Source organism: Enterobacter sp. CRENT-193 (assembly GCF_002787395.1).
In the GTDB taxonomy this organism is placed as follows: Bacteria; Pseudomonadota; Gammaproteobacteria; order Enterobacterales; family Enterobacteriaceae; genus Enterobacter; species Enterobacter hormaechei_C.
Map to the genome: position 1 here is coordinate 1,905,908 of NZ_CP024812.1, position 14,870 is coordinate 1,920,777.

Below are 14,870 nucleotides of genomic sequence, written 5' to 3' on the forward strand. Positions count from 1 at the left end.
TTCCTTATTTTGTGAATGGGCGGGTGAGTAACCCGACAGGGCCGGTGGTGTACCAGCGACGGTTGCCGCGACTGCGTGAATCACGACCGACAGCCTGGGTCAGGCGGTCAAGAATGATGGCGAGGATCACAATCCCGACGCCGCCGACGGTCGCCAGCCCCATATCGAGACGGCCAATGCCGCGCAGTACCATCTGACCTAACCCGCCAACGGCAATCATTGAGGCGATCACCACCATCGACAGCGCCAGCATCAGCGTCTGGTTAACACCTGCCATAATGGTCGGCATCGCCAGCGGAAGCTGAACCTTAAACAGCATCTGACGCGGGCTGGCGCCGAACGAGCGCGATGCCTCTATCAGATCCGCAGGCACCTGGTTAATGCCCAGAATGGTCAGACGAATAATTGGCGGAAGGGCGAAGATAATGGTCACGACCACCCCCGGTACGTTACCGATGCCGAACAGCATCACGATAGGCACCAGGTAAACGAACGCTGGCGTGGTCTGCATCGCATCCAGCAGCGGGCGGATAATTTTCGCGGCCCGGGGGCTGCGCGCCAGCCAGATCCCCATCGGCAGGCCGATCACCACGCAGAACAGCAGGGCGGTCAGAACCAGCGCCAGGGTGATCATCGCCTGAGACCACGCGCCAATCGCGCCGATGGCAATCAGGGAGATCAGCGTGGCGATCCCCATACCCGCGCTGCCGAACTGCCATGCGATCAGCGAGAACAGGATAATCGCCACCGGCGCGGGCATGCCCAGCATCAGCTGCTGGAAGCCGTTCAGGATGTAATCCACCGGGATGCGGATCCCCTGGAACACCGGACGGAAGTGGGTAACGACCCAGTCGATCCCCTCCGTTACCCAGCTATCCAGCGGGATCAGCGTCTTGTGGAACGGATCCATAATATTGAAATGCTCTGGGGCAGGCGCTGGTGCGCTGTTGAGCCAGTCTGCCGCGCCGCCGCCATCGGCAGGCGCAGGCGTCGAACCCCACGCATCGGCAGATTGCGCCGCGCTGTCCGCTGCTTCAGTGGTGCCCCATGGGTTTGATTGATCAGCCATTGTTTGTCCCCTCGCGATCTAAAGCCTGTAGCAGCATCCGTTTTGAGATGATGCCAACGTACTGTTGTTCTTCACCGACGACCGGCACGGCGCACGGCGCCTGACCCACGTGAGAGAGCAACTCGCTGAGCGGCGTTTCGGCGTCCACGGCAAGCGGAGCGTCAATCAACGCTGCATCGATTCCCTGGTTTTCGCTCAGGGCGGTTTTCAGGGAGTCGATGGAGACAACGCCGACAAATTTATTGCCGCGTTCAACCAGATAACCGTATTCACGGTCTTCGTCCTGCAACAGCTTCAGCGCGGAGCGCGGACCAAAACCTGGCGTTTTTCGAATAATGCCGTTTGGTGTTCGACGGGCAATATCTTTCGCACTGAATACGTGGCTAATATCCACGCCGCGGAAGAAGGTGCGCACATAATCATTCGCCGGATTATTGAGAATTTCATCCGGTGTGCCGACCTGCACCACTTCACCATTTTGCATAATGGCGATACGGTCACCAATACGCATGGCTTCATCCAAATCGTGAGAAATAAAAACAATAGTGCGCTGATGTTTGGCCTGTAATTTTACCAGCTCATCCTGCATCTCGGTGCGAATTAAGGGATCGAGCGCCGAGAAGGCTTCGTCCATTAATAAAATATCCGGATTAATCGCTAATGCGCGCGCTAATCCCACACGCTGACGCATACCGCCGGAGAGTTCATCCGGATACGCATGAGCATAATTTTCCAGCCCGACCTGACGCAGTGCATCAAGGGCTTTTTCCTGACGTTCCTGAGCGGGGATACCGGCTAACTCCATGCCAAAGGCGGTATTATCGAGTACCGTCATGTGCGGCATCAGTGCAAATGACTGAAACACCATCGCAATTTTCTTTCTGCGCACCTCGCGGAGTTCCGCGTCTGATATTCTGGCGATATCAACGCCGTCAATCAGCACCTGTCCGCGGGTGGGTTCAATCAGGCGATTGAGAAGGCGAACCATAGTGGATTTACCCGAACCGGATAATCCCATGATGACAAAAATCTCGCCTTCTTCAATGGCCAGACTGGCGTCTTTAACGCCAAGCGATAGCCCGGTTTTTTCCAGAATTTGCTCTTTCGAAAGGCCTTTCTCAATATATTTGAAAGCACGCTGCGGGTGCTCGCCAAATACTTTATAAAGATTTTTCACTTCTAATTTAATTGCCATGCAATAGAGAGTGTCCTGTTATTTGTTTATGTCGATATGATTACCATGGTAAATAGTTAACTGGCATTACCCTAACATACTCAGAATCTGAGACAACCCTGGGCCAGCCGAAGGCCAGAATTTTGCCGCAAGCGAAACGGCTGAATTTCCCATGAATAAAGGGCTGAGGGCGGTTTGAATTTTTCTCAATTTTTTGCTGCTGCATGGGGAAATTTCGCCTGAATCGGTGTGATTCAGGCGAATATGACGGGGAAATTACAGTGTAGTACGTAGTGGAATATTCGGCTGAAAATAATGAAATGCAGAGTTAATTAATGAACGTTAATTCATTCATTAAAAATCCCAGTCCTCGTCTTGCGTCTCCACCGCTTTACCCATTACGTACGACGAGCCGGACCCGGAAAAGAAGTCGTGGTTTTCATCGGCGTTGGGCGACAGCGCCGCGAGGATCGCCGGGTTCACTTCCGCCATTTCCGGTGGGAATAACGCTTCGTAGCCCAGGTTCATCAGCGCCTTGTTGGCGTTGTAGCAGAGGAAGGCTTTTACGTCCTCTTCCCAGCCCGTTCCGGCGTACAGCTCCTCGGTATAACTCAGCTCGTTGTCATACAGATCCATCAGTAAATCGAGGGCAAAACCTTTGAGTTCCTCGCGTTTTTCCGGGGTGACTTTCTCCAGTCCTTTCTGGTACTTATAGCCGATGTAATACCCGTGTACCGCTTCATCGCGGATGATGAGGCGAATCAAATCGGCGGTGTTGGTGAGCTTGCCCCGGCTCGACCAGTACATAGGCAGCCAGAAGCCGGAATAGAAGAGGAAAGATTCCAGGAATACGCTGGCGATCTTCTTCTTCAGCGGCTCGTCGGCCCGGTAATATTCCAGCACCAGATCTGCCTTGCGCTGCAATGACGCGCTCTCTTCACTCCAGGCGTAGGCGGCGTCCACGTCCCTGGTCTGGCACAGAGTGGAGAAAATCGAGCTGTAAGAGCGGGCATGCACCGCCTCCATAAAGCTGATATTCGACATTACCGCCTCCTCGTGCGGGGTCAGCGCATCACTCATCAGCGCGGGCGCACCCACGGTATTCTGAATGGTGTCCAGCAGCGTCAGGCCGGTGAAGACGCGGATTGTCAGCTGCTGCTCGGCATGGCTCAGCGTTTGCCAGGCCGGAATATCGTTGGAGAGCGGCACCTTTTCCGGCAGCCAGAAGTTGCTGGTCAGGCGGTTCCATACCTCCAGGTCTTTATCATCCTGAATTTTGTTCCAGTTAACGGCGCTTACGCGTGACAGTTTCATCCTTTCTCCTTACAGCGCGCAGGACACGCAGCCTTCAATTTCGGTGCCTTCCAGCGCGAGCTGGCGCAGGCGAATGTAGTACAGCGTTTTGATGCCTTTCTTCCAGGCGTAGATCTGCGCTTTGTTGATATCCCGCGTGGTGGCGGTGTCCGGGAAGAAGAGCGTCAGCGACAGCCCCTGATCCACATGTTTAGTCGCCTCGGCGTAGGTATCAATGATCTTTTCCGGGCCAATTTCATAGGCGTCCTGGTACAGAGCCAGATTCTCATTGGTCATAAACGGGGCAGGGTAGTAGACGCGCCCGGTTTTGCCTTCCTTACGGATTTCAATCTTCGACACGATGGGGTGGATGCTCGACGTGGCGTGATTGATATAGGAAATGGAGCCGGTTGGCGGCACCGCCTGAAGGTTCTGGTTATAAATGCCGTAGCGCATCACCTCTTCACGCAGCTGTTGCCACATCTCACGCGTCGGCAGGGTGATGCCAGCGCGGGCAAACAGCGCGCGTACTTTTTCGGTTTTCGGCTGCCAGTCGCCTTCCAGATACTGGCTGAAATACTCTCCGCTGGCGTAGCGGGACTGCTCAAAGCCTGCGAACCGCTGGTGGCGTTCGCGCGCCAGCATCATCGAGGTATGCACCGCATGCCAGGTGACGGTGTAGAAATAAAGGTTGGTGAAATCCAGCCCTTCGGGGCTGCCGTAGGCGATGCCCTCCCGCGCCAGATAGCCGTGCAGGTTCATCTGCCCAAGGCCGATGGCATGCGACGCGGCGTTGCCCGCTTCAATAGACGGTACGCTGCGGATGTGGCTCATGTCTGATACCGCCGTCAGTCCGCGAATGGCGGTCTCTACCGTGCGGCCAAAATCGGGAGAGTCCATGGTGTGGGCAATATTCAGCGACCCGAGGTTACAGGAGATATCCTTGCCCACGTCCGCGTAGTCGAGGTTCTCGTCGTAGCTGGACGCGCTGTTGACCTGCAAAATCTCCGAGCACAGATTGCTCATGTTGATGCGCCCGCCAATCGGGTTGGCGCGGTTCACCGTATCCTCGTACATGATGTACGGATAACCGGATTCAAACTGAATTTCAGCCAGCGTCTGGAAGAAATCCCGGGCGTTGATGGTTTTTTTACGAATGCGATCGTCGGCCACCAGCTCGTCGTACAGCTCGCTTATCGCCACGTCGCCAAAGGCTTTGCCGTAAATCCGCTCAACATCATACGGTGAGAAGAGCGCCATGTCGGCATTCTCTTTAGCCAGCTTAAACGTGATATCCGGGATCACCACGCCGAGCGACAGGGTTTTAATGCGGATCTTTTCATCGGCGTTTTCACGTTTGGTATCCAGAAAACGCAGAATGTCCGGGTGGTGCGCGTGCAGATAAACCGCACCCGCGCCCTGACGCGCGCCAAGCTGGTTGGCGTACGAAAAGGCATCTTCCAGCATCTTCATCACCGGGATGACGCCGGAGGACTGATTTTCGATGCGCTTAATCGGCGCGCCCGCTTCCCGCAGGTTCGAAAGCAGAAATGCCACACCGCCGCCGCGTTTCGAAAGCTGTAGCGCCGAATTTACCGCACGGCCAATCGACTCCATATTGTCTTCAATACGCAGCAGGAAGCAGGAGACCAGCTCGCCGCGCTGGGCTTTCCCGCAGTTAAGGAACGTTGGCGTGGCGGGCTGGAAGCGGCCGGAGAGGATCTCCTCCGTGAGACTTTCGGCCAGCACTTCATCGCCCTGCGCCAGCGTCAGCGCCACCATCACCACCCGATCTTCAAAGCTTTCTAAATAGCGTTTGCCGTCAAAGGTTTTCAGGGTGTAGCTGGTGTAATACTTCCACGCGCCGAGAAACGTCTGGAAGCGAAAACCGCTGGCGTGCGCCCGTTCAAACAATGCCACCACGAAGGCGCGGTCGTAGCGGGTCAGGACACGCTCTTCGTAATAACCCTCTTTTACCAGCCAGTCGAGACGTTCCTGCTGGCTGCCAAAAACGATGCTGTTCGGGCGCACATGAGCGGCAAAAAAGGCGTCCACCGCCTCACGATCTTTATCAAACTGAATGCGCCCCTCCCGGTCATAGAGGTTTAGCATGGCGTTTAATGCGTGGTAATCCGGCGTTGCCTGAATCACGCGCTCTGCGGTTGTCGTTGCCAAAATTCGTTCACTCCTTTACGCACGTTCTCTACGTCCTGCTGTGTCCCCATCAGTTCAAAACGATAGAGATACGGCACGCCGCATTTTTGAGAGATGACATCCCCGGCGCGGGCAAAGGCCTCGCCGAAGTTGCGATTGCCTGCGGCGATCACGCCGCGAATAAGCTGTCGGTTATGGGGATCGTTCAGAAAGCGGATCACCTGACGAGGCACAGCCCCTGCGGTGCCGCCACCGCCATAGCTGGGCACCACCAGAATGTAGGGTTCGTCTACCTGAATACGCTCCCGCTCGTTCAGCGGAATGCGTATCGCGGGCAGCCCGAGACGCTCCATAAACCGAAGCGTGTTTTCCGAGCTGCTGGAAAAGTAGACCAGCGTGCTCATGCACTGACGCCCTGAGCGGCAAGGCGGTTGATCATGTCCGGACGGAAGCCAGACCAGCTGGTGTCGCCGGCAACCACAACCGGAAGCTGACGGAAACCCTGCGCCCGCAGGGTGTCTGCCGCGTCGGGCACCTGATCAATATTGACCATCTCAAATGCCACGCCGCGGCTCTCCATCGCCCGTTTCGTGGCGTGGCACTGAACACAATCGTTACGAGTGTAAATAATAATGCTCATGATTCGCATTTCCATTTAGAATGAGAGGACGGCGCGAGTAAACGCGTCATATTGTGTGTGTCTTACTAAAGGGAATACTAGATGTAGTTTATATAAGTTTCAACCACACAAGATATGGGAAATTCAGATTAATAAGGCCCCGATGATGAGCCTGGCGGGGCAGGGCGGGCTGTACGGTTTTTTCAGGTTGTCAGGCAAAGAAAAGCCCCGGCGCCTGAGGCTACCGGGGCTAAGAACGCGCGCTTACTTACGCAGACTAAGCAGGGCGCCGACAAAAATCCCGACCGCCGCGACCGTTCCCAGCGTACAAAGCGGTTTTTCACGTACGAAGGTGGTGGCGCAGCTGGCCATGTCGCAGGCCGCCTGAGTGGTACGTGAGCGGCCGTTCATCCTTGCCCGCGTTTCACGCAGCAGAGACTGAGCCTTACGTTTCGCGGCATCTGCTTCGTCCTTCGCGTCAGAGCCCCAGGATTTCAATACGGCTTCCAGCGTGTCCGCTAATTGGCTGACATCGTTACGAATATCCTGTGTGTCGTCATTAATATCGTTTCGGTTCGGTCTGTTAAACATACGATCCTCCATAATTTGTGTTCCCGTTTAGTTTAGTCCAGAAATGTAATATCTGAAGCGAGTCACGGCTTATCGGGCAGTTTATGGAATATTCTGAAAGCCCTGCTAATGCTGAATACTGTAAGGTTGCCGGGCAGGAATGATAATGAGGAAAAGATATGTATTTACGACCCGATGAGGTGGCGCGCGTTCTTGAAAAAGAAGGGTTCACCATGGATGAGGTAACATCAAAAGCGTACGGATATCGCCGTGGTGAGAATTATGTTTACGTCAACCGTGAAGCAAGGATGGGGCGTACTGCTCTCATTATTCACCCGACACTCAAAGACAGAAGCCTGTCATTTGCTGAGCCCGCCTCGGATATTAAAACCTGCGATCATTATCAGCAATTTCCGCTCTATTTAGGCGGCGAGACGCATGAACATTATGGTATTCCGCACGGTTTCAGCTCGCGTATGGCGCTGGAGCGATTCCTGAAAGGGCTGTTTGGCGACGTACAATAACTCTGCGACTGGCATGAGCCAGTCGCCTTACCTTACGCTTTTGCCTGGCTATAAGGGCTGACTTTGAACAGGCGGCGGCAGTAGTCAAGAAAGTAACCGTACACCGCACCCATCAGCATGGATACCACGATATTTGAACTTACCGCAGCGGCGATTTGATGCCAGTCTGCGCCCACCGTCAGCAAAATAAACACATACACCGGGGACTGGAACGTCACGTAAGCCAGCACGTCCGCCAGGTTTTTTACCCAACCCGCCGGGCTAATACGCCGGGCTAAACGCATCACTGCATCGCGGTACAGGCCGTACGGCCAGGCGATCATGATATTCACCGGAATGGCCACCAGGCGCGACGAGAGAGATTGCTCAAAGGACATTCCCGACAGGAAAATTTCAATCAGCATATTCACGACGGAACAGTAAACGACCATCGCGAACGTATCCGCTACCGCATGGCGCAGGCGAGACTGCGGTGAGAACATGTCTGAACTCCTCGAACAGGACAAAAAAGTGGCGTTTTACCTGCGGCCTTTAGTGCTTTAGGTTGGTTTGTTTTGAGTGTATAGCGTATCTCTCTGGCTTTTAACTAACAAGTAGTGATTAATTTTTATTTACTGGCGCTTTAGCCATAAAATTCTCTAAAATTGTGCGTTTTTTGCGCGCTTCGTTATTTTCTCTCCTCGCGCCTATTTTAGTGAAATATATCAATGAATTAGATTATCTATGCGCGTGTGAAACCTTTGTTGTGTGGGATTTTGGAGGCGGTTTTTTGAACGGTTTAAAACAGGGTTTTTTGGCCTGGGGAAGGGCGGTATATTACGCTTTAAAACAGACATATATTTCAGGGTTATATTAACGGGATATTCTAAAACATTTACAATAATGTCAAAACGTCACGGTGGGTAGATATCAGAACCAAAATCAATTATTCTGTTGCCTGATTTATGTTATACACAAGAAGAAAGGTTTTTCATTATTATGGCTTTAACGTTACAGAATCTTAATAATATTCGTACCCTCCGGGCGCTGGCACGTGAATTATCCATGGATGTTCTGGAAGAAGTGCTGGAAAAATTCCGGATTGTCACTGAAGAAAAACGCAGCGAGCAGGCTGAATTAGAGCGTCAACGCGCTGAACAGCAGGATAAAATTAATGCTCTGCTGGAACTGATGAAAGCTGACGGTATTTCTCCGAGCGATCTGTTAGGCAGTGACCTGGCGCAGGCGGGTCAGCCGACGAAAAAACGTAAAGCGCGTGCGGCGAAATATCGTTTTATTGACGCGAACGGTGAAGAAAAAACCTGGACCGGTCAGGGACGTACGCCAAAGCCAATTGCGACCGCACTGGCAAACGGTAAATCGCTGGACGATTTCCTGATCTGATGATTATTCGGGCGGTGTATTCCGCCCGATTATTGACTTAGCAGACGCCAAAGTCACCTTCTTCGGAGTACAGAACTACGTCCGCCGCTTTCAGGTGATATTTCTCGCCCTGCTCATCGCTGGCCTGCACGGCCACAATGTTTTCACCATTCACTTCGAGCACTTTCAGTTTCGGACCGCCCTGACGCGGTTGGACATAATCACCGACAGAAAACATAGCACCTCCTCATCATTGTCATGATCTTCACCATAGCCCACGTCCGGGACGGGGTACAGCCTAATCTTTCAGATACTCCTTATCAGGTACGTCGGTTCCACGGCATCACTTTCAGAAGTCGCGCCATACCGCAAAAACCTGTCACTCCGGCGAACAGCAGCCCGACGCCCACAAAACCGCTCAGCAGGAAAAAACCGCTGGAGACGCTGTAACCCAACACCACGCCGCAGAGGATCAGCAGCCCGGCAGCGATCTGCACCTGACGCATCAGCGGAAGCGGCTGCGATCGATCTTCAACGGTCAGCAGCCCGGCCTGTTTCCAGCCCTGAATGCCTCCCTCAACCACACAGGCGTTCGCAGGGGATGCTGCCTGCGCCAGACGAGCAGCATTGTTTGAGGTTCGTGCGCCGGACTGACAGTGGAAAATCACCGTTTCTCCCGGCGCCGCGTTAAGCCCGCCGGGTAACGAATCCAGCGGAATGGAGTGCGCCGCCGGAATATGCTCGCGGGCATACTCGTCGGGGTCGCGAATATCGATAAGTTTGGCGCCTTCAGCAATAAGCGCGTTTGCCTGCTGCGGCGAAATAAGAGGAAGAGACATTATGTTTCCTTACGGTCAATTTCAGAACAGTAGAGCATTTAAGGCCGGGTTTAAGCCAGTGTAAAGAGGGTAAAGGCAGGTAAAAGCGCGAGAGACGAATGGCAGTTACCCGTAAACTGGCTACGCTTAGAGAAGTGTCTTTTATAATTTTCAATTGGTTAGCTTGCACGGAGTTATTTATGGGTTTTTGGCGCGTTGTTTTTACGATTATTCTCCCGCCGCTGGGCGTGCTGCTTGGCAAGGGGCTGGGCTGGGCGTTTATTCTGAATATCCTTCTGACCATCCTGGGCTACTTCCCCGGTCTTATCCACGCATTTTGGGTTCAGACGAAGAGCTAGGTACGCCACAGTAAGTCACTGTAGATCCGGGTCAGCACGCCTTCGGGGCCAAATTGCTGTTTTATCCAGCGCGTGACCTGACCGGTCGCCGCATGCTGCGTGGCGAGCAGCATGCGCGAATCCTGGCGCGGATTATTGATTCGCCGCGTTACCAGCAGCCCATCCTCCACCGCCTCACGCGTCATGTATTCCGGTAAAAATCCAATACCTTCCCCCAGGATCTGACACTGGCATTTCGTGTTGAAGTCCGGCACCAGAATCGCCTCCTGACCGTGAAGCAGCCAGCCCACCTTCTTATTGATGGTATGCGCGGTATCCTCGACCATGATATTGGGATACAGACGCAGCTGACTTTCGGAGATGGGCTCCGGGGCGAACGCCAGCGGATGCGTGGGCGCGATGGCAAATACCCAACGGATCGCTCCTATCTCGGTATAATCAATGCCGCCGCCGTCCAGCAGCGTATCCGGCGCGCCAATGGCGATATTGGCCTGATTATTAATGATGGAATCCCAGACGCCGTTATACACCTCGGTTGTCACCGTGATCTGGCAGGTGGGAAACTGTTTTTTCAGCACCTGGAGCAAACGCGCGGTATGGCGTGGCGTATACAAAAGCTGATTTATGCAGATGCGCACCCGCGTCTCAATGCCCTGAGAAATGGTATCAATCCCGCGCTTGATGGCATGAAAGTCATTCAGCAGGTCGGTCGCTTTACGATAAAAATAAAAACCGGATTCGGTCAGCTCAATGCTGCGCGTGTTGCGTACAAACAGCACCACGTCCAGGCCGGTCTCCATGCGTTTGATGGTGTAACTGATGGCCGAGGTGGTTACGCCCAGCTCGGCAGCCGCTTTGCTAAAACTGCCAAAACGTGCCGCGGTGGTGAAGGCCAGCAAATTCTCTTCGGTAAAGATGGAATTCATATTATGGCTCCTGGTGACCATCAGTTTTGAACATATTTTAACACTGGCGTTACATCATAGTTGATGTTGGTCACAGTTCTGTATTTTTACGTAGGGCCGCGCTGTGTAAGGCTTTTTCAGCCATAAGGATAATGCAGCCTGAAGTGTGTAAAAGCGGTAAAACATAAGAAAAAGGTTGCACAGACGCACGTTTCTGCCGGACCGTTGAATTTAACTCAACAATGAATTGCGTGTCGATGAATGATTTTTAAGCGGATTCTTTTATGACCAGGCTGTTGCTATTCTCAGGCCATCAGAAGTGAAACATAGGGAGTCTGAATATGTCTGCAACTGCACTGGTTACAGAATTTCTGCTGGCGGCAGAAGAGGGCAATATCGACGCGCTAAAAGCCTGCCTGGAAAAAGGCGTGGATATTAACGTAACCAACCGCCAGAAAAGAACCGCCATTATTATTGCCAGCCTGAAAAAGCATTACGCCTGTGTGGAATTTTTAATTGCCGCCGGGGCGGATATTGATAAACAGGACCAGACCTGTTTTAACCCCTTCCTGATCAGCTGCCTGACCAATGATTTAACCCTGCTGCGCATTGTCCTTCCGGCGGATCCGGATCTCGACCGTCTGACGCGCTTTGGCGGCGTGGGCATTACCCCTGCCAGTGAAAAAGGGCACGTTGAAATCGTGCGTGAGCTGCTGGAAAAAACCGACATCAACGTCAACCACACCAATTTTGTCGGCTGGACGCCGTTGCTGGAGGCCATCGTATTAAACGACGGCGGCGCAAAGCAGCAGGAAATTGTGAAGCTGCTGCTGGATCACGGCGCGAACCCGCACATGACCGATAAATACGGCAAAACCCCGCTCGAACTGGCGCGGGAAAAAGGCTTCAACGCGATCGCAGACCTGCTGCTGGCGGCAGGCGCGTAGCGCATTCGGTCAGCCTTCCCCTGGCTGGCCGTTACTGAAAAAACGCATTGTTACCGACGTGCATTTAGCACGACGGCGGCCCCCTTTTATCTTAAACAGGTGAAAATAATGCCAACCAAAATCGTCATAAAAAAGAATACGTATTTCGATTCGGTTTCCTTAATGTCGGTTTCCACCAAAGCCAATAAATTGCCGGGCGTCGAGCAGGCGTTTGTGGCGATGGCGACGGAAATGAACAAAGGCGTATTAAAAAACCTCGGGCTATTAACGCCGGAATTAGCGGACGCGAAAAATGGCGACCTGATGATCGTGATTAAAGGCGACGCGGCAAATGATGAAACCCTGGCCGCCATTGAAGCGCTGTTCACGCGTAAAGAGCGCACGGGCTCCCATGAAGCACGCTACGCGTCGATTGCCAGCGCCAAAACCCATCGTCCGGACAGCAACCTGGCGGTGATTTCCGTCAACGGCACCTTCGCCGCCCGGGAAGCGCGTCAGGCGCTGGAAAACGATCTTAACGTGATGCTGTTCTCCGATAACGTATCGCTCGACGACGAGCTGGCGCTGAAGCAGCTGGCGCATGAAAAGGGTCTGCTGATGATGGGGCCTGACTGCGGCACCGCCATTATCAACGGCGCGGGGCTGTGCTTCGCCAACGCGGTGCGTCGCGGGCCGATTGGCATCGTTGGCGCCTCCGGTACCGGCAGCCAGGAGCTGAGCGTGCGCATTCATGAGTTCGGCGGCGGCGTGTCGCAGTTGATCGGCACCGGCGGACGCGATCTTAGCGAGAAGATCGGCGGCCTGATGATGCTCGACGCCATCGACATGCTGGAGGCGGACGACGCTACTCGGGTGATAGCGCTCATCTCCAAACCGCCAGCACCCGCGGTGGCTGAGAAGGTGCTGGCCCGGACACGCGCCTGCCGCAAGCCTGTAGTTGTGTGCTTCCTGGGCCGCAACGAACCGCCTGCCGATGAAGACGGTTTGCAGTTTGCTCGTGGCACCAAAGAGGCGGCCCTGAAAGCGGTGCTGCTTACCGGCATTAAAAAAGACGACCTGGATTTACATCCGCTCAACTGGCCGCTGATCGAAGAGGTACGCACCCGCCTGACGTCGCAGCAGAAGTACATTCGCGGCCTGTTCTGCGGCGGCACCCTGTGCGACGAAGCGATGTTTGCCGCGCTGGAGAAGTTTGACGATGTTTACAGCAACATCCAGCCGGACCCGGCCAGGCGTCTGAAAGATATCAGCGTTAGCCAGGCCCACACCTTCCTTGATTTCGGTGACGATGATTTCACCAACGGCAAGCCACACCCAATGATCGACCCGACCAACCGCATCAGCCGCCTGCTACAGGAGGCGCGCGATCCGCAGGTGGGCGTCATCGTGATGGACTTCGTGCTGGGCTTTGGCGCGCACGACGATCCGGTGGGGGTGATGATCGAGGCGATCAAAGAGGCACAGGCGATCGCGAACGCCGACAACCGTCCGCTGGAAATTCTCGGCTACGTGCTCGGCACCGATCAGGATCCGCAGTCGCTGGCGCAGCAGTGCCAGCTGCTGACCGACGCAGGCGTCATCTGGGCCAGCAGCAGCACCAACACCGGATTACTGGCACGCGAATTTGTCTGCAAAGGGGAGAAAGCATAATGACCACTTTATTCAACCAGCCGCTAAACGTCATTAACGTCGGCATTGCGATGTTCAGCGACGACCTCAAAAAGCAGCACGTTCCCGTGACCCAGCTCGACTGGACGCCGCCGGGGCAGGGCAATATGCAGGTTGTTAAAGCGCTCGACCAGCTGGCGGAAAAACCGCTGGCGGAGAAAATTGCCGCCGCGAACAAAATTGCCCTGGAGCGGATTATTCAGTCCCATCCGGTGCTGGTGGGCTATGACCAGGCCATCAACGTGGTGCCGGGCATGACCCGCACGACCATTCTGCACGCCGGTCCGCCAGTTACCTGGGAAAACATGTGCGGTGCGATGAAAGGCGCGGTTACCGGCGCGCTGGTGTTTGAAGGGCTGGCGACGGATCTGGAGGACGCCGCAAGGCTGGCGGCGTCAGGCGACATCACCTTCTCACCGTGCCACGAGCACGACTGTGTGGGCTCTATGGCGGGCGTCACCTCCGCGTCGATGTTTATGCACATCGTTGAGAACAAAACTTACGGCAACCGCGCCTTCACCAACCTCAGCGAGCAGATGGCGAAGATCCTGCGTATGGGGGCTAATGACCAGAGCGTGATCGAGCGCCTGAACTGGATGCGCGACGTGCTCGGCCCGATGCTGCGCGACGCCATGAACATTATCGGCGAAATCGACCTGCGCCTGATGCTGGCCCAGGCGCTGCACATGGGCGACGAGTGCCACAACCGCAACAACGCGGGCACCACGCTGCTTATTCAGGCGCTGACGCCGGGGCTGGTCCAGGCGGGCTATCCGGTGGCGCAGCAGCGTGAAGTGTTCGAGTTTGTCGCCAGCAGCGACTATTTCTCCGGTCCGACGTGGATGGCAATGTGTAAGGCCGCGCTGGATGCCGCCCACGGCATTGAGTACAGCACCGTCGTCACCACCATGGCGCGCAACGGCTACGAGTTCGGCCTGCGCGTTTCCGGCCTGCCGGGGCAGTGGTTCACCGGCCCGGCGCAGCAGGTGATCGGCCCGATGTTCGCGGGCTATAAGCCGGAAGACTCCGGGCTGGATATCGGCGACAGCGCCATCACCGAAACCTACGGCATCGGCGGCTTTGCGATGGCGACGGCCCCGGCAATCGTGGCACTGGTGGGCGGCACGGTGGAGGAAGCCATCGATTTTTCTCGCCAGATGCGCGAAATCACCCTCGGCGAAAACCCGAACGTCACCATTCCGCTGCTCTCCTTTATGGGGATCCCGACCGCCATCGACATCACGAAGGTCGCGGGCAGCGGCATTCTGCCGGTCATCAATACCGCCATTGCCCATAAGGACGCGGGCATCGGCATGATAGGGGCGGGCATCGTTCACCCGCCGTTTAGCTGTTTTGAAAAGGCGCTGTTGACCTTCCGCGATCGCTACTTTTTATAAGGCATGCATCC

The 14,870-nt window shown here is 54.9% G+C and carries 17 protein-coding genes; 6 read left to right on the forward strand and 11 right to left on the reverse strand.

From position 1 onward, the window contains the following. Positions 1-4 precede the first annotated feature (4 nt). The 7 genes from proW to CU081_RS09460 all read right to left on the reverse strand — a co-directional run bounded on the left by proW (position 5) and on the right by CU081_RS09460 (position 6,900). A complete protein-coding gene (gene proW / locus CU081_RS09430; RefSeq protein ID WP_015571659.1) occupies positions 5-1,069 on the reverse strand; it encodes a glycine betaine/L-proline ABC transporter permease ProW in 1,065 nt (354 codons plus the stop codon). Further along, positions 1,062-2,264 carry a glycine betaine/L-proline ABC transporter ATP-binding protein ProV gene (proV, locus tag CU081_RS09435; protein ID WP_022651720.1) on the reverse strand — a complete coding sequence of 401 codons (1,203 nt, stop codon included), beginning with the start codon at positions 2,262-2,264 and terminating at the stop codon, positions 1,062-1,064. Before proV ends, proW begins: the two co-directional genes overlap by 8 nt. 333 nt (positions 2,265-2,597) lie before the next feature. Beyond that, positions 2,598-3,557, reverse strand: a complete 960-nt coding sequence (gene nrdF / locus CU081_RS09440; protein WP_022649130.1) for a class 1b ribonucleoside-diphosphate reductase subunit beta — start codon at positions 3,555-3,557, stop codon at positions 2,598-2,600. Between the two features lie 9 nt (positions 3,558-3,566). Next, positions 3,567-5,711 (reverse strand): class 1b ribonucleoside-diphosphate reductase subunit alpha, encoded by a 2,145-nt coding sequence (gene nrdE / locus CU081_RS09445; protein WP_022651719.1) that lies wholly within the window; start codon positions 5,709-5,711, stop codon positions 3,567-3,569. Then, positions 5,684-6,094: a class Ib ribonucleoside-diphosphate reductase assembly flavoprotein NrdI gene (gene nrdI / locus CU081_RS09450; RefSeq protein WP_003862188.1), complete on the reverse strand. Its 411-nt coding sequence runs from the start codon at positions 6,092-6,094 to the stop codon at positions 5,684-5,686. The genes nrdE and nrdI overlap by 28 nt, the downstream gene beginning before the upstream one ends. Further along, positions 6,091-6,330: a glutaredoxin-like protein NrdH gene (gene nrdH, locus CU081_RS09455; RefSeq protein WP_017382770.1), complete on the reverse strand. Its 240-nt coding sequence runs from the start codon at positions 6,328-6,330 to the stop codon at positions 6,091-6,093. Before nrdH ends, nrdI begins: the two co-directional genes overlap by 4 nt. 243 nt (positions 6,331-6,573) lie before the next feature. Beyond that, entirely contained in the window at positions 6,574-6,900 is a 327-nt protein-coding gene (locus CU081_RS09460; RefSeq protein WP_017382769.1) for a DUF883 domain-containing protein, read from the reverse strand. A 158-nt stretch (positions 6,901-7,058) separates the two neighbouring features. Here CU081_RS09460 and CU081_RS09465 point away from each other — a divergent pair, with 158 nt between their 5' ends. After that, on the forward strand, positions 7,059-7,403 hold the full coding sequence (locus CU081_RS09465; protein ID WP_006811693.1) for a DUF2002 family protein: 345 nt from the start codon (positions 7,059-7,061) through the stop codon (positions 7,401-7,403). A gap of 32 nt (positions 7,404-7,435) precedes the next feature. On the opposite strand, the gene alaE is transcribed toward CU081_RS09465, so the two are convergent. Continuing rightward, on the reverse strand, positions 7,436-7,885 hold the full coding sequence (gene alaE / locus CU081_RS09470; protein ID WP_022651718.1) for an L-alanine exporter AlaE: 450 nt from the start codon (positions 7,883-7,885) through the stop codon (positions 7,436-7,438). A 496-nt stretch (positions 7,886-8,381) separates the two neighbouring features. Between alaE and stpA the strand changes: the two genes are divergently transcribed. Continuing rightward, on the forward strand, positions 8,382-8,786 hold the full coding sequence (gene stpA / locus CU081_RS09475; protein WP_022651717.1) for a DNA-binding protein StpA: 405 nt from the start codon (positions 8,382-8,384) through the stop codon (positions 8,784-8,786). Positions 8,787-8,823: 37 nt separating this feature from the next. Here the strand turns inward: stpA and CU081_RS09480 are convergent, their stop codons facing one another. Both CU081_RS09480 and CU081_RS09485 read right to left on the reverse strand, forming a co-directional pair. Further along, the gene (locus tag CU081_RS09480; RefSeq protein ID WP_003862199.1) at positions 8,824-9,003 is read right to left on the reverse strand and encodes a hypothetical protein; all 180 of its coding nucleotides are present in this window, start codon (positions 9,001-9,003) and stop codon (positions 8,824-8,826) included. 82 nt (positions 9,004-9,085) lie between these two features. Further along, a complete protein-coding gene (locus CU081_RS09485) occupies positions 9,086-9,604 on the reverse strand; it encodes a rhodanese family protein (RefSeq protein WP_022651716.1) in 519 nt (172 codons plus the stop codon). Between the two features lie 179 nt (positions 9,605-9,783). On the opposite strand from CU081_RS09485, the gene CU081_RS09490 reads away from it, so the two are divergent. Beyond that, a complete protein-coding gene (locus tag CU081_RS09490) occupies positions 9,784-9,942 on the forward strand; it encodes a YqaE/Pmp3 family membrane protein (protein WP_003862203.1) in 159 nt (52 codons plus the stop codon). On the opposite strand, the gene CU081_RS09495 is transcribed toward CU081_RS09490, so the two are convergent. Then, positions 9,939-10,868, reverse strand: coding sequence for a LysR substrate-binding domain-containing protein (locus CU081_RS09495; RefSeq protein ID WP_015571650.1), 930 nt, complete (start codon positions 10,866-10,868; stop codon positions 9,939-9,941). The genes CU081_RS09490 and CU081_RS09495 overlap by 4 nt on opposite strands. A gap of 320 nt (positions 10,869-11,188) precedes the next feature. Here CU081_RS09495 and CU081_RS09500 point away from each other — a divergent pair, with 320 nt between their 5' ends. The 3 genes from CU081_RS09500 (at position 11,189) to CU081_RS09510 (ending at position 14,859) form a co-directional block, all read left to right on the forward strand. Then, positions 11,189-11,794 carry an ankyrin repeat domain-containing protein gene (locus CU081_RS09500; protein WP_022651715.1) on the forward strand — a complete coding sequence of 202 codons (606 nt, stop codon included), beginning with the start codon at positions 11,189-11,191 and terminating at the stop codon, positions 11,792-11,794. A 108-nt stretch (positions 11,795-11,902) separates the two neighbouring features. Beyond that, on the forward strand, positions 11,903-13,444 hold the full coding sequence (fdrA, locus tag CU081_RS09505; RefSeq protein ID WP_022651714.1) for an acyl-CoA synthetase FdrA: 1,542 nt from the start codon (positions 11,903-11,905) through the stop codon (positions 13,442-13,444). Next, entirely contained in the window at positions 13,444-14,859 is a 1,416-nt protein-coding gene (locus CU081_RS09510) for a DUF1116 domain-containing protein (protein WP_022651713.1), read from the forward strand. The genes fdrA and CU081_RS09510 overlap by 1 nt, the downstream gene beginning before the upstream one ends. The last annotated feature ends 11 nt before the right edge of the window (positions 14,860-14,870 follow it).